Here is a 25,698-nt window from a genome sequence, read left to right on the forward strand (position 1 = left end):
ATATGCTTATTTAGTGCCGTACAGACGGTCTCCTGCATCTCCCAGTCCGGGAACGATATAGCCGTGATCATCCAGACGATCATCCAGCGCAGCAACGTAGATGTCTACATCCGGATGGGCTTCTTGAACGGCTTTTACTCCTTCAGGAGCTGCAACCAGATTCATCATTTTGATTTGTGTGCAGCCGCGTTTTTTGAGCACGTCAATAGCAGCAATGGCAGAACCACCCGTTGCCAGCATCGGATCGATGACAATCAGTTGACGCTCAGTTACGTCTGTAGGCAGCTTGGTGTAATATTCTACCGGTTGCAGTGTTTCCGGGTCACGGAACAGACCAACATGTCCAACTTTTGCAGCTGGCAACAATTTTACAACACCATCCAGCATGCCGAGTCCTGCGCGCAGAATTGGTACCAGTCCGAGCATACGTCCAGAAATAACTTTACCTTGTGTTGCAGCTACAGGAGTCTGTACATCAATCGTCTCCAGCTCAACGTCTCTTGTAATCTCGTAAGCCATCAACGTTGCTACTTCATCCACCAATTCACGAAAATCTTTCGTATTCGTACGCATGTCGCGTATAAACGTCAGTTTGTGTTGAATCAAAGGGTGATCACATATTACTAATTTTCCCATCTAATTTGTCCCTCCGGTATGTTCTTCATGTTCAGCATTACCAAATATGCCTAATCATCATTCATAGGCCCCGATAAATCCTGTATATTATATCATCACCTACACCGAATTACACCATCAAAGGGCACCTAATCATCACAGAAAACCGAATCCTACAAAAATAGGACCGGAAAAATGAGTCTTCCGGTCCTGTTTGCTCGTGATGTTATGTCGTTGAGATGATCAAATGCATGTAAACACAGCAATGCTCCGCAAACAGAATGACCTTTCGATCGCTGTTATCCCCGGATTTTTTTGAACCCCCTTATTAAGGGGAAAATCCGGGGATAAAGGCGAACGCTACGCTTCTCCATCTTCATTCTGTCTGCTCCGTCTGAGTGTTTACATTAAGAACACCTCAAATACAAGCAGCACGTGCAATGTTTTTTAGTATTTAAGGTCAGTGTAGAGTGGGAATTGATCGGTCAGTGCAGTTACTTCCGCACGGGCTTCGTCCAATTTCGCTGCATCTTTAGGGTTTTTCAATGTTTTGGCAATAATCTTACCAATCGCCACCATCGCTTCTTCATTCATACCACGGGAAGTAGCGGCAGGTGTACCGATCCGGATTCCGCTCGTTACAAACGGGCTGGTCGGATCAAACGGAATGGCATTTTTGTTCACGGTAATGCCGATGGAATCAAGTACATGCTCAGCTTCCTTACCTGTGATATTCACGCTGCGTGTGTCGATCAGCATCAAGTGGTTGTCTGTACCACCGGATACGATGTTCAATCCTTCAGCAATCAACGTTTCAGCCAGCACCTGTGCATTTTTCACCACATTTTGTGCATATGTTTTGAACGAAGGTTGCAGTGCTTCACCGAAGGCTACCGCTTTGGAAGCAATCACGTGCATCAGAGGTCCGCCTTGGGAACCCGGGAATACCGCTTTATCAATCGCTGCTGCCCATGCTTTGCGGCACAGAATCATACCACCACGAGGTCCACGAAGCGTTTTGTGTGTTGTTGTTGTTACGAAATGCGCATGTGGAACTGGGCTTGGATGCAATCCTGCAGCTACCAGTCCTGCAATATGAGCCATATCCACCATGAACAAAGCGCCTACATCATTGGCGATGGAAGCAAGCTTTTCAAAATCAATGATACGCGGATATGCACTTGCACCTGCAACGATCAATCGAGGACGATGTTTGAATGCGGCTTTGCGCACTTCATCGTAATCAATCAGGAACGTATCTTCTTGTACACCATAAGCCACGAAATTGTACAGCAAGCCGGAAGCATTAACCGGGCTACCATGTGTGAGGTGTCCGCCATGCGCAAGGTTCATGCCCAGTACAGTGTCACCTGGTTTCAAAGCCGCAAGATATACTGCCATGTTCGCTTGTGCACCGGAGTGAGGTTGAACATTGACATGTTCTGCTCCAAACAGTTCTTTGGCACGGTCACGGGCAATGTCCTCAACGATATCGACATGTTCACAACCACCGTAGTAACGTTTGCCTGGATAGCCTTCAGCGTATTTGTTCGTAAGTACAGATCCAAGAGCCTCGATAACTGCTTCGCTTACGATGTTCTCGGATGCGATCAGCTCGATGTTGTTCTGTTGACGTTTCAGTTCAAAATTCATCGCTTCCAGTACTGCCGGGTCATTCTTGCGCAATTGTTCCATGATTAAATTCCTCCCTAAGTGAATTGGTTGAGTAAAAATTAGTCACAAAATGTCGAATCCGGTTGCTCTTCCATGCGATACACTGCGCGCTCGCCACCAATCAACTTGGGACGGGTCAACGCTGTAGTTACACGGGCATCACCAATGTAGCGGAGGGCTGTACGGAAAGGTACTGCCACATGCCGCAAGTGCATGCCAATCATCGTCTCGCCAATATCCAGTCCCGCATGGGCCTGCACATGTTCTGCCAAGCATGGATCGGTCAGCGAGCCATATGCTGCGGATGCCATGGAACCACCTGCTTTGGGCACAGGTACTGCACCCACTTCAGTCAATCCAAGACGTGTAAGCAGAGAACGCTCCATAACCAGTGCGCGGTTCAGATGCTCACAGCATTGGAATACAACATCAAAACCGAACTCCTGCTGCACCTCGCGTATACCCGCAAGGAGCTGCTGCGCCACTTCAACTGCACCGCTTGTACCAATCCGTTTGCCTGCGACTTCACTTGTACTTGTACCGATCACAACCATCTGTCCAGGTCCAAGCTGTCCGGCAAGCGCCAGTTCACGCAGTATGGATGCAGTCTGTTCATGCAATCCGGGTTGTTCCGAATCTAATTCAATAGTCATCCTATCGCCTCCCGATAAAATCATGCCTGGCTTCCTCTTGGCTGCCCTTCGTATTCTTGCATGGCATTTCAGGTACTATTATAGCGAATAATCAGATGAAAGACGAAAAAAAGAGCAGTCTGCGGGTAACGCAGAATTGCTCTTTTGCCCAGGCGACCGGCCGTTTGTTCCGGTGCTCCATTGTGGTTGTGCCCACTTCGTCGCCAGTTACACCGGATCCCTGTTTTCCCATTCATCATAAAACAACCTGCGTTTAAAATCAACGACTAATTTACATCCCATGTCCGTTTTAATAAGGCTTCCAATTACTCCAACTTGTCCAAAAGTCTGTCGAGCGCGGTCCGAATCTCTGCCGCGGCAATGTTGTAATCGTCGCGACTGCCGCCGAACGGGTCCGAAATGTCAAAGCTCGGAATGCGCTGCCTAATCTCGATCGCCCGCTCACGTTCAGATGCCAAAATCTCCTGACCGAGCGCACGTTTCATCTCCAATGTCGCAAACAGGCTGTCCAGTTCCTGAAGATCATTCAGGACTTGCTCGTCATTTTCCACGTATTCTTTCAAAGTATATGTCTTGTGTACCGAGTCAGGAAAAACCTGCATGACATGCTGTTTATGACTGCGTGTCAATGTGAGAATCAGATCGGCCCAGCCAACCAGGTTCGCGCTTAGAAGCGTCGAATGAGGTGGTCCCTCCACGTTGTGATCCCTTAATACGGCCTCCGCATGACGGGAAATCGGCATGCCCGTTGTTGCGGCTACACCTGCGGAACGAACGTCCACTTGAATGCCACGCTCAGACGCCAGTTTACGTAAAAGTCCCTCCGCCATGGGGCTGCGGCAAGTATTCCCTGTACATACAAACAAAATATGTTTCATTGTGGTTAGCCTCCCCATTTTGCAAATGTTGTCGAATCATGTTGAAACTCCATCTGATCCAATGAACCTCATACCTATATATTGAAGACTGCACTAGGCTGTAATTATAGTTAACGTTATATTTTAAAATATAAACAAAAGTCCAAAAGCGAGCAAGATTGCTCCGCCGACCGCTTCTCCATAATCCCCCATGTTCTGGCTCACACGCCGTCCCAACAGCAGACCCATAACGGACATTAATCCACCGCATACGCCAAAAGCCAACACTGTTAACACCAAATCACTGCTGAACATGCCGAGCGAGACTCCAACGGAGAACGAATCCACACTGACACTCAGAGAGAATAGAATCACACCGAGCAGAGAGCGATGATCCACCAGTTTGGTGTCTCCCTCCCGGAAAGCGTTCAAAATCATATGGGCACCGAGCAGGACCAGCAAACCGCCAGCTGCATACGTCGTAATGTCACCAAGCAGGGAACTGACATATTTGCCCGTATACATGCCGATGAGCGGCATGATGATGTGAAACAGGGCCGTTACGGTACTGATTCGCAATACGTCTCTCAGACGAATGCCCTTCATGCCAATCCCGATGCCGAGTGAGAACGCGTCGAGTCCGAGTGCGACTGCCATGATCAAAATGGTTACCAACTGCCCTACATGGGCAGACACATCCCACATCCCCATACCCCCAAGTCACGTAAAGGTTCTTGTACACCATATGCGGACAAGGACCTAAACATAACCTGAGAATGTCTGTCTTCAGAACACGATAAAATATCGTCAATGATTTATGATTTGCTACAATACCTGCTTACTCAACCCATTTAATAGCCAATTCTTCCCTAGGTTCCTCAAAATCTTCAAAACCTTTAATTTTCTTTACAGGGTCTTGTAGTGTCGACTTCGCAGCCAAATCATTAAAGTTCTCAAAAGAAGCATGATAAGCGTTAATATTTTCGAATGAATCTTCCAGCTTGTCACTCATCCAATAAAAATCGTTTAAACTTATAGCATTAGTCTTCTTCGCAATTTCCCAAGGGTTATACGTGGACAAACCCAGCGATTCAAGTATTTGATTGGCTCCTTGACGTTCTTTCGGGAAAACACGCTCACTTAGCCAGAGTTTAATATCTTCGTAGCTTGGCTGTTTATCTCTGTCAATGTAGAGTTCACCCGAACTGGTGTGAGTGAGTTTATATAGTCCAAAGGGGTATCCCGCATCCCCTAATTTTCCTGCATCAACTGTTGGCGTATATTTTTTTCCATCCAATGAAAAATGTCCAATAACAACATTTTTATACCTGAGAAAATAAACCTTGGACATGTTTATACCTCCTAGCGATAAACTGCTTAATAAATTCTGCTCTGTCAAATGACATCAACGGAGCATATTTGTTAATTACAGCAATGACCTCTTCAATCGAAATATTAAGATTAATTCCTTGTAGGCTATCTTTATCTACTAAATCCAAAGCTCCACTCAAATTGGTAAAGGGTTTACCTATTGAAAATCCCAAAATTTCTTGACCATCGTTAGCAATATCAGAGCTACTAAACTCTGAACAAAAAGCAAGACCATGATCAAACAGCGGTGCAAAAGGAAATTTACCTTCTTTCCTATCCACTATGAATCCAAAATTTTTCTTATGCCGATCTGTGTTATGAATAATGTAATCAAATACAATCATCTGATCTATATTTTTCTTACCATCATCCAGACCCTCTGCCGTTAGTTCCTTATATAACTCTTTCCCCTTTTTGTCCGTAATCACATCACAGCTAGCAAATTCCTGGTGAGGGAGTTTGAAGGACTGACTAACAATGAACCACATTAAAACCTAGTAATTCACCTATTTCGCACGCTATCTTTTCTGAAAGAGGTTGATCTATAGAGAAGAAAGCGCCTCTGCTGTAACCCGATTTTACGTACAGAAGCCCTGATTTATCATGATGTATATTAAACTTTCTTAGTACGCCTAAAGAAGAAGGTGTTGAGGCTTGTATTTGTGTCGTCCTGGACTGCGGTATAGTAACATCAGCAATATGAAAATCATCTAGCTTGTATTCGCCATATTCTCTTATCCCCGAGCTCACTATAGAATCCACACGAATCCCCCTTAACTTTGGATTACAAACGCGTAGAATAGCCCTTTTCAAACCTTCATAAGGGAAAGACAGACTACACTTTATAGAATGATGAGCAACCCGTAAGTTAGGCACCAGTAGTATTAGTTAGTTTTGGTTACCGACCTGTATGAGTCGGTGACCTGCCGCCTTGAGCAGCCGGTTCATGACGGCTGCTCCCAGCCCTTCGCGCGAGCAGGCTTCAGCCACAATATATGTGGCTCCCTGCTCATCGCAGCTGCGCAGCGCAGCGTACAGCCGGCGCGCTGCTTCCTCCAGCTCGCTGGCTTCGCCCAGCGAGAACACGGCATCGGCGCGGTACTGCTCCGCGTGCTCGGCGAACGCCAGCACTGCGGTGTGCTCCCCGCGCTGCGCCGCCTCTGCGAGGGCGGCGCTGATCCAGGCCGCCACCGCTGCGGGCGGCCCCTCCACCACGCACAGCGCACCTGCGGGCGCGTAGTGCGTGTACTTCATGCCCGGCGAGCGCGGCGCCGGGCTGTCATCGCCACCGGGCCCCTCGGCGAGCAGCGCCGGGTCCGTGGCGACACGGGCGGCAACGGCGGACAGCTGTTCCGCCGTAATGCCGCCAGGGCGCAGGATGGTGACGGTACCGTCGTCACCGACCTGCACCACCGTGGACTCGACGCCCACCCCGGTGGGGCCGCCGTCCACGATGCCGCCGATGCGGCCTGCCAGATCCTCGCGCACATGTGCAGCGAGTGTCGGGCTTGGCCGCCCGGAGCGGTTGGCGCTCGGCGCGGCGACCGGGCATTCCGCCGCCGCGATCAACTGCAAGGCCACCGGATGGTCCGGCATACGCACGGCCACCGTATCCAAACCGGCGGTAACCCGCGGGGATACCGCCCCTGGCCTAACCGGCAGCACGAGCGTAAGCGGCCCCGGCCAGAAGGCCGCCATGAGGGCCTCCGCTGTGCTATTCACTTCCGTGACCAGTGAATCCAGCTGGTCACGCTGTGCAATATGCACAATCAGCGGATTGTCTGAAGGCCGCCCCTTGGCTGCAAATACAGCTTCCACCGCTGCTGTGCTGCGAGCGTCAGCGCCCAGACCGTATACCGTCTCGGTCGGGAAGGCTACGGTCTGCCCTTGACGAAGACAGGCTGCGGCATCCTGCAAGTCAGCGAGGGCCTTTTTATACACACTTCCTTTGGCCGCATCTTCAGTATTCTCATTGGTTACCAATACATTGACGTCCCACATGCTCGTAACCATTTTCTCTATACTTCCATCTTTCTCCATGTCATTCATGAAAGACTGATGCAATCGTTCGTTCTCTCTAGTCATATATCCATCATTCCTAAACTTCAGTAAGGTAGTTTATGCAAGAAAACGCGCTTGCGCGCTGCCTTCTTCGCTTATATTTGCTGATTCCTGTAATTATAACATATCTGCTCTTTCCAAGGATGCGGTCAGAATTCTATCTAGCGATTAACATCACGGGGACTTTGACTCCAATCCAGAATAAGACAAAGGGGCACTTCCCTGAATCGAAGCCCCCTGATAAAGCCTATGTCTAGCAGCATGTTATGCAAACAATCCCGTTACCCAGTCCCACAATTTGACGGCCATATCCCACAGGAAGAAACGCGCTTCCGGTGTTGCTGCCTGTACAGATGCTTGTGCATCCCCAGGCTCAGAAGCAGCAGCAGCAGATGCTGTTGCAGGCTTCGCAAGTGCATCACCTGTGCCTGCATCTATGAAGCATAACGGTGGAAACAGCACACACCACCAGTTTTGCCCTTCACCTTTCCCCAGTGTTATCCGTACTGCTTCGTAATCTCCAGCAGGATATACGGTACCCCCATATAATTTGGTTGGAAAAGGAACAACCCCGAGTTCCACCTGATACGAATAGGTTAAGCCACGATTGGCAAGCTCTTCTCCCACACGATCCTCAATTTCAGATAAATGCTGACGAATGACCCCACGTGCTTCATCCAGGCTTTGCGGATTCTCCAGTTGAGTTACCCACTCACCCATCTGAGCAACGACCGCGTCACGAATCTCGCGTTTGACCAGCTGATCTCCCGCTGCATCCGAGTTTGCGAGAATACGCAAGCGAATGGATTGTTCCGGAATTGCTGTGGCCGCCACAGCTGCATCGGTTTTCTGACCTTCCCACATCATTATGATCATCATAAGACATACAATAATAAGTCCAATTTGTTTCACGATTCTTCTGCTCATTCCGTTCTCCCCCTCGGCCCCTGTAACTCTCTCATGTCTATCAGTATGCCCGGAAGAGACCGAAGTAAACCTGCTAGATTACAAATCTACTAAAATTTAAATAGGATGGACAGACTTAAAACGAAAGGACCGTTAGCATGCCTTATGTCTGACGAAAATCAAAGAAGCGCCTGCCCATGGAACACTTGTCGGCTGGCACTTCCTTGATCCATCTCAATTCTAGCCTACCCTCTTGTTATCAAGCTGCATGGAGCTCTTGCTTCTCAGTTACTTATTCACCCGAAAAGCTTCCCATGCCCCGCCAACCGAATTGCGGCTTGCTACAAGCTTACCGCCATTATTCAGATCACAGGTCACATACAAGTTATTGGCGAGGGCTTGCAATGCAATTGTTCCATCACCCAAATCCACACGATTGAACTTCTCCCATTGCTGAATGGTTGTGGCTTTGGCGATCAGAGCACCACCCACGTTAACATCTGCTGTGACATATTTATTATTGATTTTGGACTTGAGGGACACCGTTCCATCGGAGTTAGTGATCCATTCAAAAAGCTCCCAGTCTCCTGCCGTTGTCCGATTGGCGACAAGCTGGTCATTGCCCTTATTCTCGGCGGAGACAATTTGCTGATTCGCTTGTGCAACCAAATACGCGTACCCGCTTGGATTTGGCGGCTGCACCGAACCACCACCTGTAACCTCTGAATATACGGCCTGAAGCAGCGCACCAGATCGGTCATTGCTGTACTCCCAGAACATGATACCACCCAGATTGCTGTTTTTCACATATTGTACCTTCAGGCTGAGCGATTGCGGGTCGTCATAGGAGATAAAGGTATTCCCATTAAACAGATATGGAGCTTGGGCACTGCTGTCCCAATACCGTGTATATCCGTTTTTATTCAAATATTGGCTGACAATCGTGTTGTAATCGGGTTCAAATCCACCGGAACCAGGTCTGTCCAGACCATTATTTGAATTCTGGACACCAGTCCAGGCCCGGCCGTAAAAGGCTCCACCAATGACCAGCTTGTTCGCGGGAACACCGCTGTTTCTGAATAGATTGACCGCAGACGTTACACTTATATCTCTACCGGACAAGTTCGTATGATGACCTGTGGTTGCGTCCCAGGTTCCATGAAAATCGTAAGTCATCAGATTGATCCAATCCAGCAATGGCGTGATATTATTGATTTCCACACCGTTCAGATAACTACTGCTCGCTCCTGCGGCAATAGTCAGCAGATATTGCTTTCCATTAATTTGTCCTTGAGCATTCAGCTTCTCACGAACCTTCGAGAGCAGTTGTGTGAAATTTTGTTTATCCTGCGGTCGTGCAGTTGTACCGGCAGCAGGGTTAGTAGGATATTCCCAATCCAGATCGACGCCATCCAGATTATTGGAGGTTACCAGTTGCACAATACTGTCGGCAAACGTTGTACGTGAGGCGTCTGTTAGCGCGGCGTCAGAGAAACCGTTAGCTCCCCAGCCACCGACAGACAATAACACCTTCAGGTCAGGGTTTCTGGATTTTAATCCAACCATGAGCTGCAGTTTGGTACGATCTGTATTGGTAATCGTCGCTTTGCCGTTGGAGATGAGCGCGAAGGAGTAATTGATATGAGAGAGCTGCTCTGCCTTGATATCATTCGCGGTCCAATTGGCCCACCCCGCCACATAAGCAATGATTTTCTTCGGGAGTGGAGCAGCCCCTGCCTTCTTGGCAGGACCAATGACAATCGTTGAAGCTATTAATGCTAAAGATAAAAACAAGAGCATGAACACTTTTACGATCGATGGGGCCTTACCAACTCGATTAATATTCATTTTCGAACGCTCCTTCGGGGTTTAAATTTTTAAATTCAGCAGCGTGGCCTATGACTGTATCCCACTTCACAGGAGGGCCGCGCCCTGCAATTCTCACCTCTTCCTTCATCAACGCCGCTGTGCATCCATACCTGTACGTGTTAACGCACATAGCTTCTCATCCTTTCTGCTTCAAATCAGAGAGAACCAAAATATAAGTAAGCGTTTACAATAAAATTGAAATCGATTTCACTTTTGAAGAATAAACAAGCCATCGACGTTCTGCACAGAACCAATAGATGATTTTATAGAATAGCAAACAAGCTATGATAAGAATGAATTATTGAACGTTGAACATTGACCTGGGAGGTATAAAGAATACAGGAATCTCCAATTTAGCTGACTTATTCTGATGATTTAGGGAAGAGTACACCAACGAATGACGAATACATTCGACTTAGCATGACTGAGTGCTGGGAGGGGGAGTTGTTTGATACTCATAGTTGACGTATTTATTACTGTCTGTCGTGCAGGGTTAAGGGTCTGTTAAAATACGTTTTAAATCTAGTTAAAATTAGGATAATACAGAATTGAAATATTTGTCAATAAAAATTAAATTTGGTATCCATCCAAGATTCAAAGATTACTTTACTTTTAAAACAAAAAAAAAGATCTTCACCTAGCTGCGCAGGCAAAGATCGGATAGCAAATAAATCATATACGGCTCCATTACATACTCCAACATCCTCTGAATGGGATGATGGATGTCCATGGCAGAATTGAATCATACCAAAGTTCAAAGTTACGCTGTTGTCTTTTCCTTTTTGACTATACTCCATAAGCGTTCCAGTAAGGTAGGTCTTTGTTCTCCCATAAAAAGCTCGTCCTCGTCTTCCTGACCATACAATTTAATGCTCATCACAAGCCCGATACATGCCATATTAATGAGCAACGAGGTTCCTCCGTAGCTTATAAACGGCAGTGTAATGCCCGTAAGCGGCATCAGTCCGAGGAAAGCACCAATATTTTCAAACACCTGATATAACAGCATGCCGATAATACCTACAATCACGACAGGTCCTGCCCGGTCTCTACAGTGGAAGGCGATTAACACCATACGATGGATGAGGATAAAATACAGTAAGAGCAGAACAGAGCCGCCTACAAAACCAAACTCCTCAGCAATAACCACAAAAATGGAATCCGAATACGTATACGGTACACGCCCCGATTGAACGGAAGTTCCCTGCATGTAACCTTTGCCTGTTATGCCTCCCGATCCTATGGCAAGACCGGCGTTTTTCGTATGCCACGAGGCCTTCGATGTGGCTTTATCCGGTACAAGCCAGGGATCAATTCGCTCGGCCCAATGCTCCCGGTTCGCCTTTTCCAGAAAGGTAAAAATCTCATCGTGATACGACGTATATGCTTTGACGAATCCAAAAAAGGATATTCCCACTATGGCAAGAGCAATTAATGCGTGCGACAGCTTGATATTCCCAATCCATAACACAGCAACCAGAATCACGATGTATCCGAGGGCGTTGCCCAGGTCATTCTGAATCATTACAAGTGCAAAGGGAACGAACGTCCATAAACCAATAGGCACGATGTCTTTCCAGAAACGAAGCGTAGAATTTTTTCTTTTGACCAATACATGCGCCAGAAACAGAATCAGGATCATTTTGAACAATTCTGCCGGTTGAAAAGAAAGATATTCATTAATCTTTATCCAGCCATTCGCATTATTGATAGGTCCGCCAACAAAATTGACAAGAATCAGCAGCACGATCCCGACTCCGTAAATATAAAATGCATATTGGATATACAGTTTATAATTGACCAATCCAATACCAATGATAGCTACGAATCCAATCCCGTAAAACAGCAAGGTTTTGATATGATGATTCCCAAGTTTCGGATCGGACTGAATGGCACTGTACACCGTAAACACACTCATAACCATAAGCAGCAGCAACACAAACAAAATAACCCCGTCCATCTTCTTCAGCATTCTCAGCATGTTCGCACCACATATCCTCCTGAGGCTCAACAACCCATTAATTTTTTCCAGTAGTCTTCAATATTACCATTGTATAGAATTGGAAGACAAATTGGAAACCTGCCAAACAAAATAACGAAAAACCCTGAAACCCACAGATCTATCTTGCTCCGATCTGTTGATTCCAGGGTTAACATATATCGTATTCTCTTGGAAAAGGTTCTTCCTTGAATAAAAATTACTGCTCCTGCTGTGTTGATTTGCGTCTAAATAGCTTCATGACCATTTCTGTAATGCCAGGTTGTTCAGCGGAACCCAGAATATCCTCGTTCTCTTCCGTGTGCACCTTGATACTCATCACAATCCCCATACTAATCATGTTGATCATAATTGAGGTACCACCTGAACTGATAAACGGCAACGTAATCCCTGTCAATGGCATCAGACCAATGAACGGACCAATGTTGACAAAGATCTGGTAGAGCAGCATCGCTATAATGCCGACAATTAGATATGGCCCTGCCCTGTCCTTACATTCCAGCGCAATCAGCACCAGCCTGTGAATAAGAATAAAGTACAGTAGCAGCAACACGGAGGCACCTATAAACCCAAATTCCTCCCCGATCTGTACAAAAATCGAATCGGCATATGCCAATGGCACCCGATTGGACTGAATCGTTGTTCCTTCCAAATACCCTTTGCCTGTAATGCCGCCAGAACCGATCGCAAGCTTCGCGTTATACGTCTGCCAGAGCACATCTCTTGAGGTCAGTTCCGGCACGAGCCATGGGTCGAAACGATCGGCCCAGTGCGAACGACCAACATCCTTCAGAAATTTCACAATCTCATCATGATAATGAATATAAGCCTGTATACCACCGATAAATGCAGCCACAGCAATAATAAAACCGATAAGGGCATGAGTAAATTTAATATTACCAATCCATAATAGTCCCACGAGAATGACCACATAACTTAACGCATTCCCCAAGTCATTTTGGAGTAATACGAGTAGTAATGGCGGCAGTACACAGAGTGAGATTGGAATGACATCACGTCCGAAATAAAGCGGACGATTCTTCTTGCGGGCCAAAAAGGCCGATAAAAACACAATCAGGCATAGCTTGAACAATTCAGCAGGCTGCAAACTGACTCCGAATATGGATAGCCAACCTTTCGCTCCGTAATATTCTTTACCAAAGAACATAACGAAAATGAGAAGCAGCATACCCACGCCATAGATATACAAATAATTTTTGATAATGAATTTGTAATTGATCATCGTCATCCCAAAAAAGACCACGAAGCCTAAAATATAATACAACACTGCACTTTTCGTGAGTCCCTCCAGCTTCGGTCTGCCAAAGGTGGTACTATAGATCGACAAAATACTGATGACCATCAGAATGAGCAATATAAAAACAATGGAATAGTCTATTTTTTTGAATTTATGCAGCATGTAGTTATGTTCCTCCAAGCATTCAGCAATCTTCGGTATATCTCATTGTAGAGGATTTCACGGCAAAAAGAAAACCCGTGGAACCTTACATTTTCGTCACCTGTTCCGAAGTGCGAACACCCAATACATGCCGTTCAATGCCTGCAAGGTCTGGGACGACGATAATTTCCGGCCAATATCCAGCTGATTCAAGCAGAGCTGCGATGTCCCCGGCCTGTCCCTGACCCAGCTCAAAACCAATGATCTGCGGCGGCGCAGGCAGCAGCGCAAGCTGCTCCACCATGATGCGGTACGGCCCCAGTCCATCCGGGCCGCCGTCCAGTGCCGTGCGCGGCTCATGATCGCGCACCTCGGGCTGCAACCCGGCGATATCTGCCGCCGGGATGTAGGGCGGGTTGGACACCAGGATGTCCACCCGTGCCCCGGCGAACGGGGCCAGCAGATCGCCTTCGCGGAAGTCGATCTGTACTCCGTTCGCGGCCGCGTTCCGCGCGGCCACTTGCAGGGCTGCCGCCGAGATATCTCCGGCGCCTACCTGCCAGCGCGGGCGCTGCGAAGCCATCGTCACTGCGATGGCTCCGCTGCCCGTGCCAATGTCGACGGCGAGCGGAGCGCCGCCGGGAAACACGCGGTCGGCTTCGCGCAGCACAGCCTCGACCAGTAGCTCGGTCTCCGGCCGCGGAATCAGCACGGCCGGCGTGACCTCGAACGGCAGCCCGTAGAATTCCTGGCTGCCGATAATGTACTGCGCCGGCTCACCCGCAGCCTTGCGCGTGATGGCGTCTTCCCAGCGGCTGCGAAGCTCGCTGGGAAAGGGCTCCGGCTGCATCATGTAATACTCGGCCCCTTCGCGGCCGAGTACATGTTCCAGCAGCAGCCGGGCATTGTTGTGCGGCTCGTACACGCCGCACTTCTCCAAAAAAGAGGAAGCCTCCACGAAGGCTTCCCGACAGCTCTGTTCCGGCGTCATGACAAACTGCGCGCGGGTCACAGATTATTCTCCTCTATCCATCATATCCGTCTGCTCGGCAATCGTCAGTGCAGACACGATATCCGCAATCTCACCATTCATAATTTGATCCAGCTTGTGCATCGTCAATCCGATCCGGTGATCCGTAACACGGCTCTGTGGGAAGTTATAGGTACGAATCCGCTCACTGCGATCACCTGTACCTACTTTGCTCTTCCGCTCACTCGAAATTTTCGCTTCTTCTTCCTGACGCATCATATCGAAGATACGCGTACGCAGAACCTGCAATGCTTTTTCCTTATTCGAGTTCTGGGACTTACCATCCTGACACGTCGCCACAATACCTGTTGGAACGTGAGTTACCCGTACAGCCGATTTCGTCGTATTAACCGATTGTCCACCGGCACCACTGGAACAGAACGTATCTACACGGATATCTTTATCGTGAATTTCAATATCGAAATCTTCGGCTTCAGGCATAACCGCTACTGTCGAAGTAGACGTATGAATCCGTCCGCCCGATTCGGTTGTAGGAATACGTTGCACACGGTGTGCACCACTTTCGTATTTCAGTTTGCTGTATGCACCACGTCCATTGATGAGGAAAACAACCTCTTTAAAGCCACCCAAGTCGTTCGTATTCACGTCCATCAGCTCCACACGCCAGCCTTGCGTATCAGCAAAACGTGTGTACATCCGGTACAAATCCGCTGCAAACAGCGCCGCTTCATCTCCACCAGCCGCTCCGCGAATTTCAACGATGACGTTTTTATCATCATTCGGGTCTTTTGGCAGCATGAGAACACGAATCAGATCGTCCAGTTCTTTCTGGCGAGTGCTCAGTTCATCGATTTCCATTTTGACCATTTCACGCATCTCGTCGTCCAGCTTCTCGCCCTGCATTTCTTTTGCAGCTTCGAGATCCTGGCTTACCTGTTTGTACTCATTGTACGCTTCATAGGTAGGCTGGAGATCCGATTGTTCTTTGGAATATTCCCGCAGCTTCTTGTTGTCACTTGCTACATCCGGGTCACACAGCAATTCGCTGAGTTTCTCGTAACGGTCGGCTAACGCCTGTAATTTATCAAACATATATAGTCACCTCACGCATTATTTTCGTTCCAGCATTCATCATTCATTCGATCCTGATAGGCATTCATTTCATGCATCATCAGACCATTTATATTTCACAAGGCACGGAATTCACAGAAATCCCTGACTGAAAGATTCATTTTATGATCGACGTATAACATCGCTACAACGTCATCAAATCCTTTACTTTTAAGTTATATAAAAGAAATCGCGTACCCGGTTGAAAACCCGCTTCAACTCATTAAGCCGAGCGTGAAATTTAACATAGGTATACGACTCTTAATTATAGCATATTCTTATGCTTCTGGATAGCAATAGTTCACCGGGCAGACAACCATATTACTTTTATAACTAAGGCGAAACATAATGAATTCCCGTTATAATGTCTCATTTCCGCCTCCCTTGGCTTGCCTCATTTTTATTATATCCACCAATGACAAACAATCCAGCATAAGTAACGATCTGCAGCAGGATTAGAATATAAAAAAGCCCTGCGATCTTCACGGGAAGACAACAGGGCTTTTGGTAACGTTATATCTGATTGTAGATTGAATATGAATTAAACGTTGAAGCGGAAGTGCATAACATCGCCGTCGTTGACAACATACTCTTTACCTTCAAGGCGAAGTTGTCCACGCTCTTTGGCACCGTTCATGGAACCGGCTGCAACCAGATCGTCGTAGGAAACGACTTCTGCCCGGATGAATCCGCGCTCAAAGTCTGTGTGAATAACACCCGCTGCCCCTGGTGCTTTCGTACCCTTGCGAATCGTCCATGCACGAACTTCCTGTACGCCTGCTGTGAAGTACGTGTACAGACCCAGCAATTTGTAAGCGGCTTTGATCAACAGGTTCAGACCGGAATCCTCGATACCGAGTTCTTCCAGGAACATTTGTTTATCTTCGCCTTCCAGCTCGGAGATCTCTTCTTCCACTTTTGCACTGATCGGCACAACTTCTGCATTTTCAGCAGCTGCAAATTCTCTTACTTTTTGCACATAGGCATTGTTCGCCACATCGCCGATTTCGTCCTCAGCTACATTGGCTGCGTACAGAACAGGCTTCAGGGTAAGTAGGTGCAGATCGCGCACGATCAGACGCTCGTCATCGGTAAGCTCCATGCTGCGTGCTGGCTTGTCTTCGTACAGAACAGCCTTCACTTTCTCCAGTACTTCCACTTCCTGAGCAGCTGATTTGTTGCCGCCCTTCATGTTTTTCTTGGAGCGATCGATTTTTTTCTCGACACTCTCGATATCGGCCAGGATCAGCTCCAGATTGATCGTCTGGATGTCGCTTACCGGGTCGATTTTGCCATCGACGTGTGTGATGTTCTCGTCTACAAAGCAGCGTACCACGTGTACAATCGCGTCTACTTCACGAATGTGGGCAAGGAACTTGTTACCAAGACCTTCGCCTTTGCTCGCACCACGAACAAGACCTGCAATATCTACAAATTCAAACGCCGTCGGTACCGTTTTTTTCGGTACAACGAGTTCTGTCAATTTGTCCAAACGCTCATCCGGTACTTCAACGATCCCCACGTTAGGGTCAATCGTACAGAACGGATAGTTTGCCGATTCGGCACCAGCTTGTGTAATTGCGTTAAACAGTGTGGATTTACCAACATTAGGCAGACCCACGATTCCAACAGAGAGAGACATTTATATAACCATCCTTTACTTGTGAATTCAGTCAGGTTTCATTTTACAACACATTCACAAAATAATAAATGAGCGGCCCTGTTTACATGCAGGGCCGCTCATTTATGTTATACCATCATGTTTCTGAATGTTAACGCTTCTTGTACTCCGACCCTGTATGATCGTTCAACTATCGCCTTTGTATGTACAATTAATAAATTTTCAAGTTCAAAGTTGAATTCATCGACACTCATCTGGTCCCTTTTCGCAATCAACTCCAAAAGGATATCATGACTTGAACCATCCGAACTTAGAATACTATCTGCAATTTCTTCAGACCTTGTTTTAATGACGGGCTCTAGCCATTGTATATTCATGTTGCTACCCCCTATAATAGTTAAGTGGAATAATTTAGGCATATGAGGTGTGAATGGATGCATCCCGAACCTGGGAGGAGCCGTTTGCCATACCTTTTAGCCAAACGCAAGATCAAAGCGACTGATCTTGCTAAAGAATTGAACCTTTCTGACGGTTTCATATCTCAAGTCATCTCTGGGAAAAAGTTTTTCTCATATCAAAACGCAGCCCATGCAGCGAGAATACTCAACTGCACTATGGAAGAACTGCACGAATGGGATGACTAGGCGAACGGCGGAGGCGAAAGCCCCTCCCCGGGATAAAAGTTAACCCTGGGTAAAAATAAACCAGCAAACATACATCAATCCCAAAATCTTCATACCTCACATCTCTATTAAATCCCATTATTACCCTTGTGTAAACATAAATTGGGCGGCTGAATTCTTTGCATTCGACACCACCATTCGACAACATATTTGTTCGTGTTTATGATATAATATTTCATTAAAAAAATGGGGCAGCCATTGCTATGATGGCAGCCCCTCTTTGTATTGATATACTGGCATAAACTGTGATTTAGCCTCTTCTCGAATCATGCTCATTTCTTTCAAGAGATCAGCATGACCTCTTTTAGACAACCAACATCTCTTCTCACCTATCCGGCGAAACTTTTCGAAATAGGCGTAATGCGGATCTTCTTCCGTCCGGGCAACCTTCTCAGCGTTGACCGAGCTGGTACGATCCACACCAACGAAGCGAGCCCCGCTGTTGTTTAGTACATCAGTCCAGTATTCTTTGCTTCCAGTAAAGTAATACGTCGCATCCGCAGTATAGAATGCAACCTTTCTGTACCCGCTAATATAAGACAGGTACAGTATGTCAGTGATCTTAACGGCAGTAACACCTTTCTTGCCCTTTGGATCAACCAGCAATGATATAGGTTCCATATATGTGGTCCTCCATTATTTTTTAAGCAGTCGTTTGGATGGTCGCGGATTGTTCACGAATACCAAACTTGCAGGCAGTACTGTAATTGCAGCAATAACGCCAAGGCTTGAAGCGATTGCTGAATACATAGCTACTTTGAACATGTGTGTCACCCCCTCTTCATGAAATGCTCATTTATAACCAACGTCAACGCTTGTACAAAAAATGCTATTGCAGCCATAGACGATAAAAACCATAGATTTGATGCAACAATGATGAAAGATATTACTGGAAGGAGAGGATAAAATCTCTCAGGTATGCGAGATTGATTTTCGATTCCTGATGGAGCATATTTCAGGACAATCAACATGCTGATTGCCGTTAGAGAAATTGTCCAAGTGGTATTGGCATTTATTATAGAGAGCAACGTCGCTGTTCCTGCCGTTACAATTGCACAGCCCATACTTGATTCAAGGTGTAGACCGCCTGAGACCAGCCGAAGTAACGCAAAGCATTTGAGTAGCATTATGACCTCTGATCCCCTGTCCGTAAACAACACCCCGATTAACGTAAAAAGAACAACAGCGGCCGTGTTCATGATAATTATTAGCGTGTGCTGCATGTCCTCTTCGTGGACTGGGTGATTTGGTACTACTGATTTAATATGTCGAGCCACTCGACCGGCTGCATTCTCAATCACTTGTTTGTTCCCTTTCTTTACGAATTGCGTAGTAAAGGAATAATACTGACGCAGCACCGAAGAATATAATGTTAATCCATACTGAATTTTGATACATCGTGATAGCTGTAAGAGCAAACGAACCCAGTACCACGAGCACGACCAATACCTTTTCCCATCGGAATCTCAAAAGGTGGTAAGGAGCTTCGAATCCTAATCCAAAACGGTACAGTATGTACGCCAGTGTCATAAAAAGAATACTGGTTATCAACTGGAGTAGTTCTCCTTGGAAAAATTCGAAGAGAGCAGCTTGGGCGAAAGCGTATGGGAAGAATCCCACGCATGCTATAATAGCTGACCAAATTACTGGTAACTTAACCACCGCTGCCAGCAAGAGCACGTAAAACAAAATATTGATAACTACTGCTACAAACCCCAGATCAATTCCTCGTAAGTAGTAACTTTGAAGACCCATAATAACCGCAACAACAGCTGCTTGCCAGATGTATTCTCTTGGGTTTTCTCTAAACAGGAGCATCATAAACAAAAATGCCCCGAACATCTCTATCATAGAAAAAAGCAGAAACCAAACTAGCTCCCACACCCTACATTTCTCCTTTATCGGCAGTATAAAGCGTATACTTTAATTATACCGGAAGGAGTGGCAATTCCATAGCCAAATTCATACAATTTCAGACGTTTGCAGAGATTATTTCCGCAATCGGTATTTGGCGTTCATCATCTTCTAACAACAGGTTGACCTTACCTCTGCTTTGATTAATACCAATTACAACTCCACTATAATGTTCGTCGTCAAACGGGCTAAACACAACCAGATCGACCTTTGTTTTTTCGTGGAAAGATTCAGCTAAAGTACGAACAATTTCTTCGATAGCTTGCTCATCCAAAATTGGTTTTCCTTTACGCCGTTGTTCCCTCTCTTGCTGTAACATTGCTTCGAGATGTTCGGGCATAATAAACCTCGACCCTTCATAGACTCCGTTACCGGAAAGTTTCTTACTCATGCTTCCGCCTCCAATTGATAAGAACGTACGTTTGTTTGTATTATATGCGAACATACGTTCTTTATCAATAACAAAATAGACGCCGCCAGTATTAAGCCCAGTGGCGCCATGTGTTCTTCCCAACTTGTTGGGAATTATATATGTCGAAGGTTTGCGGTTGCAAAAATCACGAAAATCTAGTGAGGTAGTTGCGGTAATGAATTGTCAAGGAGTATCAAGCGTGGCTGTTTTTGTTACTTGGTCCCATCCGATCCTTGAACCTGGAATATTGTCGCCAGCAGCTCGTAAGGGAATCAGAACTGTACCATCCTTTAAAACTGCGCCCTTGATTTGATTACCATTAACGATTGCTGTTACTTTGTCATCCGCATCGGCCTTCTTCACATCAGGCGAGTTGAATAGGTCGAGCTCGGCCTGTCTGCGCTTCACCAGACCATTCAGGACATTTTCCCCTGCCTTGTTATACTTGGTGATGCTCGCGGCAATCTGGGCTAGTGTGCGACCGTTACATAGCTGCTTTAAGTTTCCCGGGCCAGTGTTGTAGCAAAAGCTTGTGAGCGCATCGAATTGATTCTGTGTGAGCTTATCCGTAACTGGCACGTAAGACGGATTATTGACATAAGCTTCATATTTAGCCAGGTCAGTAATTAGCATAGCGTCAGCCTGCGCCTGTGTGATCTTCTGTCCTTGTTTTACATCCTCCCCATAGTGCCCCCAACCGATTGTCCAGTACTTTTCAGTTGGTACTGGCTTGTACGCTGTGAGTTTGCATCCTTCAAACGATTTAATCAGAGCAATTCCTGCATTTGATATTTTACGCATGATTTAAAACACCCCATTCTTTATATTAGACTGCTGGTTTTTGAGTAGTTTCATCTTGCGGCGGATCTGGAAGGTTCGGGTTTGTCGGAACTGAAGATTTGGATTCGAATATTTTCACCGCGTTCCGGAGTGCATCCGGCATAGGCAAACCCATACGACCAGCATTTTCAATAACAGACAATAGCTCATTTGCAATATAAAAGAAAACAACCGCGTCCTGGATGTATCCAGTACTTCCCCATGCCGCATCTATATAGTGGGCAATTGTTACGATAAGGAAAATGGCCGCCTTTCGTGCAATACCTTCAAAACCTACACGGCTGCGCAACTCATGCTTGATCCAAGCAGCTGCCCATCCCGTCAACCAATCCACTACCACCAAAATTAAAAGTAAATGTATCAAGATATTCCACCCTCCAAAGAGGTATCCCGCGCCAGCCCCCAAAACTGCGGATACCATTTTAATGACATTAGACATCCCCTCTTGCATACCGAACCCCCGCTTTCTCTCTCTAATAATTTAGAAATACAAATAGCCCCCAACCACTCCGGGAGCAAACTAAGATTTTCAGTTATACAAGCATGGTCACCACCACCTTATTTTGATATACTATAAAACTTTTACCAGTGATTACCGTAATAGATGTTATAGTCTATTTAAAAGGAGATATGCCCCTTGAAGAAGTCTTTGGTAAAAACTGTCGTAACTCTTGGTGTTGGTATGATGATCGGATCGGCAACCTTGGCTGCAGCAGCTCCATCCACAATCCAAGCTGTTATTTCAAATTTCAAAGTCATTGTAAACAATGAGCAAGCAAACCTAAAAAACGCGCCTATCGTCAGTGATGGTGTAACCTATTTACCTGTGCGCGAAGTGGCAAGTCTGCTTGATGCAGATGTAAAATATGATGCCAAGAACAAACAAATCAGCCTTAACTCGAAAGGAGACGTTTCAGTGATTACAGAAACTGAGCAAGAATGGGTATTCCTACGTGATATCGCTTCAAAATACACACTCAAGGTGCAGCAACAAAAGAGCGGATCACATGATCTCTTTGATGTAAAGTCAGGCGACTCTGTACTGTTCACCGTTGATTCCACAAAACTTGAACAAGGTTACACTGCTTATACTGAAGACGGGCACCCTATTTCATTGAAAATAAACAAAGGCAACCAAATCCTCATTAGCGAATCCGACCTGAAAGCAGCTGGAATAATTTAATAATCCCCGCCGCCTCTGCTTTGCGCGAATATCTGCGTGAAGACTGACGCCACGACACGCCCCAGTGAATTAACTGGGGTTATTGTGATTTCGTGATAATCTCCCCGGTTTATTTTTCCGCTATTATCTTTTGAAAGGAATGGGATAATATCTATTTCTTCGCCAGATGTATTCAATCCCGGTACCAAAACGCCATCTACCCTCACCTGAACCGATTCAGGTATAGGCCCCTCCCAAATCCCGAACTCAATCTCATGAGAATGCGCAGGTATGGTATGTGTATGGTCCATATTGTGAGTGTGTGGCGCTATGGAAACCGTATGATTATGTGATGGTATTGTTACGCTGTGCCGATGATCGGTAGTCAATGAATGGCCGTGCCCGCCAGATGGGACGAATGTGATTGGTGTTCCATCCGCTTTCATGAGCGAAGTACCAGCAGGAATGCCGTGATTATGATCCAGAACACTGTTTACGTATTCCGGAATGTTGATGGCGAAAAGATCCCAATCATCCAACGTGGATGACGATTCAATCCGAGACGGCTGAGTTGAAGTCGTTGGCGTTTCTCCGCCGCCATTCGCTGTTGTATTTCTGGTACTTGGACCCGATGACACTGAAGGCGCTGATTCAATAGCTCGGCTATATCCTCGGAATGGCTCTACTCGGAACGACAACGCTACTTTGTTCACCCTGGCTGTCTCTGCCGGGAGCCAAAACCGTAGTACAGCCGGATGTGTAGGATCACAGTTATCTGCAAAATCGTGACTATCGTAGTTGGTAGCACCTTGGGCATATACCTCACTGATATGCATCCGGTTCCGCAGCTCCGCTATGCTCCCCGCAATGTCCTGGGACTTGTTCGCAATCTCAAGCGTTACCGCTCCTGGATCACCAATCAAATTGCCTTTGCTTACTTTAACCACACGAGACTTGATATCAATACCCAAGTCAGCATCCTGCACCCGAACCATAGCCCCGGAAACGAATCGGTCAATCGGATCATTGGTGAGTGCGTATATCTCCGCTGCATCTACCGTATACTGCACACTTGGTTCTTTCAGTTCGTCCAGTAACGTTTGACATCGTGCCAGAAGCGTTTCAGGATATTCAAACCTCCGGTCCACAAAGATAGTCTGTACGATCCCGTATTTTTGGATGTACTCCGACTCCGCTTCGATATACGGCTTGCCGCCATTGATATCCGCGAATGTGAGCTGATTTACGCCTTCCCCATATCCAAGTCCATAAATTCGAGTAGACACCTTAGACGGGTCCACAGTGCGTGTGATGCCCTGTAAGTTAACCCCGTACCTGATATATGCATCTTCCTGTTCGGACGGCTTTATCAGATTCAGTTTCCATGGGTAAACGGTTGTATCAAACGTCCACATATATTCATCTGGAAAAGGTTGAGGAATGGAGAACAATGCCCCCAGTAGGTTTTCATTCTCCCAGTTGTATTCAAACTGACGATCAAACTGGATTGTACCCAGCTGCCAACGCTTTACAAGCTGTTTGGACAAGATGTACTGAATCACATCTCGTGTATACACGCCCAGATTCCCAACCGTGTGATACAAAAAAAGCACGTCATCCAGCAAAGTAGCCAGAACGTGCTCGCATGTGTATGTGATTGTCGCCCCATCAGATCCGCGCCGTGTTTGGCTCGGTAAGATCCGAAATAACTCCAATCTCTCATCCCCGTCATGGATCTCCACAAAGTAAAGTGGTTGACACTCACTGTTCTTGGCATCATCAGCCGGAAGAGTGAAAGACGCGCTCCATAAGGCATTCATGGGTGCGTCATAACTTACATCAAACGCATTTTCCAGATACGCCACCTTGCGCATTTGCAAGTCATATACTGTTACATATGCTGGTCTTCTCATAAGCCCCCATGAAACCTCCCTTCAATTTCTCTGACTACATCCCATGTCATTCTCTTTGGTGGATTGAAAACCATGTCATAGGCCAATCTCATTTGATAAGCCGCTGCATTACTATCCATTCCACCAGCACACGTCCCGATACCTGGACATAACACAGTGTCAATAATTTCACCTCTGACGTTATCGTTATGGTCTTGGACAGCCTCCATGGCTGCTTTCATAGCCAAAAACACATTGATGGTTCCTTGAATGCTCATGGGATAACGCATTGTCGGTGTGTGGGCAACAAACGGATGTTTTTCGTTCCCGGTCTCTACAATCATTGAAGTCCCTACTGGCTGGACTCCTGAATAATGAACATAAAGCCCGGATCGGACAGAACGCTGTAGTTCCGGACCGAAGTACTCCGCCAAATAGTAATCAAACCCGCCATCCATAATGCCGTAGCTATTTGCAGGAGTGACTACGCAGTCCCATTCCTGAACATCTTGGAACCGAGCATTGATTACACTTACTTGATCCATCCCACTAAAATGCTTTTCGAATTTGCTGCACAAATCAGCTTGAGTATCGACCAGTATCATCTTGAACACGTTAACCCTCCTATACGAATCGATCCTGGAATGTAATCCGCATTAACACAGATCGGCCAGTATCCGGGTCCGTATACGTGATTGTATTGTTGCCGAGATTCAAATCGAAGAAATTCCCATCCATATTGAACAAGGCATTATTTCCGTTATGTGTAACCTTCAGGTTCTTGGAATCAATGATGATCCGGTCGCCTGGGTTTATCGGTCCAACGTAATCTATATAGTCAACATGGAACCGGCTACCGTTTGCTTTCAGTGTACCGACCCCATGCATGATTGCTTTTTGTAGTCGTTCACGGATGAAGGTAGCAGAAAGGCCGCCTTCACCGTCCAACTTCGCCGCATTGGATATTTCACGGACGAAATCCGCATGCAGTTCGCCCACACCGTCCATAATCACGGTTCCTGTCATTTCGGCACTGGAAGAAGCGGTTAACCCTCCCACTCCGTTCAGTACCGCTCGACCGAAGACGAATACGGATATCTGCCGATTGAATGCCATTCGGTTAAATGCTCCCCGGTTAAACACGGCCTTCCCTCCTTCTGGACAAAATAAAAACACGCTCCATAATTGGCGTGCCGGTTACTCCGTAATTAAGAATTCAACTCCACTGTCAATTAGGATCTCGTTTACTTGATCGCGAAGAGTTGGAGGGATTGTTCTGTATTCGGTTTTACCCAGAATCACACGCTGTGCAAAGAACATAGCTACCATGGTATCACCTCCTTCCAAGCTTAAAAGAAGCCAGAATAAGAAACGCCGGATCACTTGTATAACTCCAACGCCATTTCTGCGATTACTTCATCTGTGAATTCGGCACGGTCAGACAATGCTTTGCTCTGTGCTTTCAGGAGTGTGCTATCTTGCTTGATTGATTCAAACTCCTCTTGCGGTACAGTCACATATACTATAGGGACAGGTGGGGTTTCATCTGCAAAAACCAAGAAATTCCCATCAATGATATTGCGTTCTTCCACGAGAAATTTATGTGCATTCTCTGCAATGAGTCGTTCGCGTTCAGCTTGAGTTTTATATTCCAAAACTATTTTCATCC

At 46.5% G+C, this 25,698-nt stretch carries 31 protein-coding genes and 1 riboswitch; of the genes, 2 read left to right on the forward strand and 29 right to left on the reverse strand.

The window, feature by feature from the left end:
- Nucleotides 1-6: 6 nt before the first annotated feature.
- The 17 genes from upp to Q0V21_RS19200 form a co-directional block, all read right to left on the reverse strand.
- Nucleotides 7-636, reverse strand: a complete 630-nt coding sequence (gene upp, locus Q0V21_RS19120) for a uracil phosphoribosyltransferase (protein WP_024632725.1) — start codon at nucleotides 634-636, stop codon at nucleotides 7-9.
- Between the two features lie 426 nt (nucleotides 637-1,062).
- The gene (locus tag Q0V21_RS19125) at nucleotides 1,063-2,310 is read right to left on the reverse strand and encodes a serine hydroxymethyltransferase (RefSeq protein WP_301880124.1); all 1,248 of its coding nucleotides are present in this window, start codon (nucleotides 2,308-2,310) and stop codon (nucleotides 1,063-1,065) included.
- A 38-nt stretch (nucleotides 2,311-2,348) separates the two neighbouring features.
- On the reverse strand, nucleotides 2,349-2,942 hold the full coding sequence (locus Q0V21_RS19130) for a TIGR01440 family protein (protein WP_301880125.1): 594 nt from the start codon (nucleotides 2,940-2,942) through the stop codon (nucleotides 2,349-2,351).
- 139 nt (nucleotides 2,943-3,081) lie between these two features.
- Nucleotides 3,082-3,163: riboswitch (ZMP/ZTP riboswitch) on the reverse strand.
- An 84-nt stretch (nucleotides 3,164-3,247) separates the two neighbouring features.
- Nucleotides 3,248-3,820 carry a low molecular weight protein arginine phosphatase gene (locus Q0V21_RS19135; RefSeq protein WP_079350321.1) on the reverse strand — a complete coding sequence of 191 codons (573 nt, stop codon included), beginning with the start codon at nucleotides 3,818-3,820 and terminating at the stop codon, nucleotides 3,248-3,250.
- A 123-nt stretch (nucleotides 3,821-3,943) separates the two neighbouring features.
- Nucleotides 3,944-4,504: a manganese efflux pump MntP gene (locus tag Q0V21_RS19140; protein ID WP_024632729.1), complete on the reverse strand. Its 561-nt coding sequence runs from the start codon at nucleotides 4,502-4,504 to the stop codon at nucleotides 3,944-3,946.
- A 133-nt stretch (nucleotides 4,505-4,637) separates the two neighbouring features.
- Entirely contained in the window at nucleotides 4,638-5,150 is a 513-nt protein-coding gene (locus Q0V21_RS19145) for a hypothetical protein (RefSeq protein WP_079350320.1), read from the reverse strand.
- Complete coding sequence (locus Q0V21_RS19150) at nucleotides 5,122-5,598, reverse strand: HipA domain-containing protein (protein ID WP_301880128.1); 477 nt, start codon at nucleotides 5,596-5,598, stop codon at nucleotides 5,122-5,124. Before Q0V21_RS19150 ends, Q0V21_RS19145 begins: the two co-directional genes overlap by 29 nt.
- A 43-nt stretch (nucleotides 5,599-5,641) precedes the next feature.
- Nucleotides 5,642-5,932, reverse strand: coding sequence for a hypothetical protein (locus Q0V21_RS19155; RefSeq protein ID WP_301880129.1), 291 nt, complete (start codon nucleotides 5,930-5,932; stop codon nucleotides 5,642-5,644).
- Between the two features lie 126 nt (nucleotides 5,933-6,058).
- Nucleotides 6,059-7,255, reverse strand: a complete 1,197-nt coding sequence (locus tag Q0V21_RS19160) for an L-threonylcarbamoyladenylate synthase (RefSeq protein ID WP_301880130.1) — start codon at nucleotides 7,253-7,255, stop codon at nucleotides 6,059-6,061.
- Nucleotides 7,256-7,495: 240 nt separating this feature from the next.
- Nucleotides 7,496-8,158 carry a stage II sporulation protein R gene (gene spoIIR / locus Q0V21_RS19165; RefSeq protein WP_094938881.1) on the reverse strand — a complete coding sequence of 221 codons (663 nt, stop codon included), beginning with the start codon at nucleotides 8,156-8,158 and terminating at the stop codon, nucleotides 7,496-7,498.
- A gap of 267 nt (nucleotides 8,159-8,425) precedes the next feature.
- A complete protein-coding gene (locus tag Q0V21_RS19170; protein ID WP_301880132.1) occupies nucleotides 8,426-9,985 on the reverse strand; it encodes a glycosyl hydrolase family 18 protein in 1,560 nt (519 codons plus the stop codon).
- Between the two features lie 781 nt (nucleotides 9,986-10,766).
- Nucleotides 10,767-11,987, reverse strand: a complete 1,221-nt coding sequence (locus Q0V21_RS19175; RefSeq protein ID WP_301880133.1) for an FtsW/RodA/SpoVE family cell cycle protein — start codon at nucleotides 11,985-11,987, stop codon at nucleotides 10,767-10,769.
- Nucleotides 11,988-12,204: 217 nt separating this feature from the next.
- The gene (locus tag Q0V21_RS19180; RefSeq protein WP_024632734.1) at nucleotides 12,205-13,425 is read right to left on the reverse strand and encodes an FtsW/RodA/SpoVE family cell cycle protein; all 1,221 of its coding nucleotides are present in this window, start codon (nucleotides 13,423-13,425) and stop codon (nucleotides 12,205-12,207) included.
- A gap of 85 nt (nucleotides 13,426-13,510) precedes the next feature.
- A complete protein-coding gene (gene prmC / locus Q0V21_RS19185; RefSeq protein ID WP_301880630.1) occupies nucleotides 13,511-14,395 on the reverse strand; it encodes a peptide chain release factor N(5)-glutamine methyltransferase in 885 nt (294 codons plus the stop codon).
- A gap of 24 nt (nucleotides 14,396-14,419) precedes the next feature.
- Nucleotides 14,420-15,487, reverse strand: coding sequence for a peptide chain release factor 1 (gene prfA, locus Q0V21_RS19190; RefSeq protein WP_024632736.1), 1,068 nt, complete (start codon nucleotides 15,485-15,487; stop codon nucleotides 14,420-14,422).
- Between the two features lie 559 nt (nucleotides 15,488-16,046).
- Nucleotides 16,047-17,147: a redox-regulated ATPase YchF gene (gene ychF / locus Q0V21_RS19195; protein ID WP_301880136.1), complete on the reverse strand. Its 1,101-nt coding sequence runs from the start codon at nucleotides 17,145-17,147 to the stop codon at nucleotides 16,047-16,049.
- A 107-nt stretch (nucleotides 17,148-17,254) separates the two neighbouring features.
- Nucleotides 17,255-17,503: a hypothetical protein gene (locus Q0V21_RS19200; RefSeq protein WP_301880137.1), complete on the reverse strand. Its 249-nt coding sequence runs from the start codon at nucleotides 17,501-17,503 to the stop codon at nucleotides 17,255-17,257.
- Nucleotides 17,504-17,587: 84 nt separating this feature from the next.
- Between Q0V21_RS19200 and Q0V21_RS19205 the strand changes: the two genes are divergently transcribed.
- Nucleotides 17,588-17,770: a helix-turn-helix domain-containing protein gene (locus tag Q0V21_RS19205; protein WP_301880140.1), complete on the forward strand. Its 183-nt coding sequence runs from the start codon at nucleotides 17,588-17,590 to the stop codon at nucleotides 17,768-17,770.
- Between the two features lie 240 nt (nucleotides 17,771-18,010).
- On the opposite strand, the gene Q0V21_RS19210 is transcribed toward Q0V21_RS19205, so the two are convergent.
- The 7 genes from Q0V21_RS19210 to Q0V21_RS19235 form a co-directional block, all read right to left on the reverse strand.
- The gene (locus Q0V21_RS19210) at nucleotides 18,011-18,430 is read right to left on the reverse strand and encodes a LytTR family transcriptional regulator DNA-binding domain-containing protein (protein ID WP_301880141.1); all 420 of its coding nucleotides are present in this window, start codon (nucleotides 18,428-18,430) and stop codon (nucleotides 18,011-18,013) included.
- Between the two features lie 15 nt (nucleotides 18,431-18,445).
- Nucleotides 18,446-18,574, reverse strand: coding sequence for a cyclic lactone autoinducer peptide (locus Q0V21_RS19215; protein ID WP_101749467.1), 129 nt, complete (start codon nucleotides 18,572-18,574; stop codon nucleotides 18,446-18,448).
- Between the two features lie 5 nt (nucleotides 18,575-18,579).
- Nucleotides 18,580-19,032 (reverse strand): accessory gene regulator B family protein, encoded by a 453-nt coding sequence (locus Q0V21_RS32880; RefSeq protein WP_367620535.1) that lies wholly within the window; start codon nucleotides 19,030-19,032, stop codon nucleotides 18,580-18,582.
- Between the two features lie 70 nt (nucleotides 19,033-19,102).
- Entirely contained in the window at nucleotides 19,103-19,693 is a 591-nt protein-coding gene (locus Q0V21_RS19220) for a hypothetical protein (RefSeq protein WP_301880145.1), read from the reverse strand.
- Nucleotides 19,694-19,781: 88 nt separating this feature from the next.
- Complete coding sequence (locus Q0V21_RS19225) at nucleotides 19,782-20,114, reverse strand: YolD-like family protein (protein ID WP_301880146.1); 333 nt, start codon at nucleotides 20,112-20,114, stop codon at nucleotides 19,782-19,784.
- 204 nt (nucleotides 20,115-20,318) lie between these two features.
- Nucleotides 20,319-20,936 carry a glycoside hydrolase family protein gene (locus Q0V21_RS19230; protein ID WP_301880147.1) on the reverse strand — a complete coding sequence of 206 codons (618 nt, stop codon included), beginning with the start codon at nucleotides 20,934-20,936 and terminating at the stop codon, nucleotides 20,319-20,321.
- Nucleotides 20,937-20,961: 25 nt separating this feature from the next.
- Complete coding sequence (locus tag Q0V21_RS19235) at nucleotides 20,962-21,426, reverse strand: phage holin family protein (RefSeq protein WP_301880148.1); 465 nt, start codon at nucleotides 21,424-21,426, stop codon at nucleotides 20,962-20,964.
- A gap of 186 nt (nucleotides 21,427-21,612) precedes the next feature.
- On the opposite strand from Q0V21_RS19235, the gene Q0V21_RS19240 reads away from it, so the two are divergent.
- Nucleotides 21,613-22,158 carry a stalk domain-containing protein gene (locus tag Q0V21_RS19240; protein ID WP_301880149.1) on the forward strand — a complete coding sequence of 182 codons (546 nt, stop codon included), beginning with the start codon at nucleotides 21,613-21,615 and terminating at the stop codon, nucleotides 22,156-22,158.
- Here the strand turns inward: Q0V21_RS19240 and Q0V21_RS19245 are convergent.
- From Q0V21_RS19245 to Q0V21_RS19265, 5 genes are read right to left on the reverse strand one after another with little or no spacing between them, the layout of a single operon-like run.
- Nucleotides 22,155-24,050, reverse strand: coding sequence for a phage tail protein (locus Q0V21_RS19245; protein ID WP_301880152.1), 1,896 nt, complete (start codon nucleotides 24,048-24,050; stop codon nucleotides 22,155-22,157). The two genes, Q0V21_RS19240 and Q0V21_RS19245, sit on opposite strands and share 4 nt — an antisense overlap.
- Entirely contained in the window at nucleotides 24,047-24,634 is a 588-nt protein-coding gene (locus Q0V21_RS19250) for a macro domain-containing protein (RefSeq protein ID WP_301880631.1), read from the reverse strand. The genes Q0V21_RS19245 and Q0V21_RS19250 overlap by 4 nt, the downstream gene beginning before the upstream one ends.
- A 19-nt stretch (nucleotides 24,635-24,653) precedes the next feature.
- Nucleotides 24,654-25,172: a phage distal tail protein gene (locus Q0V21_RS19255; RefSeq protein WP_301880153.1), complete on the reverse strand. Its 519-nt coding sequence runs from the start codon at nucleotides 25,170-25,172 to the stop codon at nucleotides 24,654-24,656.
- 54 nt (nucleotides 25,173-25,226) lie between these two features.
- Nucleotides 25,227-25,358 carry a hypothetical protein gene (locus tag Q0V21_RS19260; protein ID WP_301880154.1) on the reverse strand — a complete coding sequence of 44 codons (132 nt, stop codon included), beginning with the start codon at nucleotides 25,356-25,358 and terminating at the stop codon, nucleotides 25,227-25,229.
- 50 nt (nucleotides 25,359-25,408) lie between these two features.
- Nucleotides 25,409-25,696, reverse strand: coding sequence for a hypothetical protein (locus Q0V21_RS19265; RefSeq protein WP_301880155.1), 288 nt, complete (start codon nucleotides 25,694-25,696; stop codon nucleotides 25,409-25,411).
- Between the last annotated feature and the right edge of the window lie 2 nt (nucleotides 25,697-25,698).

The sequence above is a fragment of the Paenibacillus sp. 11B genome, assembly GCF_030487755.1.
Classification (GTDB): Bacteria; Bacillota; Bacilli; order Paenibacillales; family Paenibacillaceae; genus Paenibacillus; species Paenibacillus vandeheii.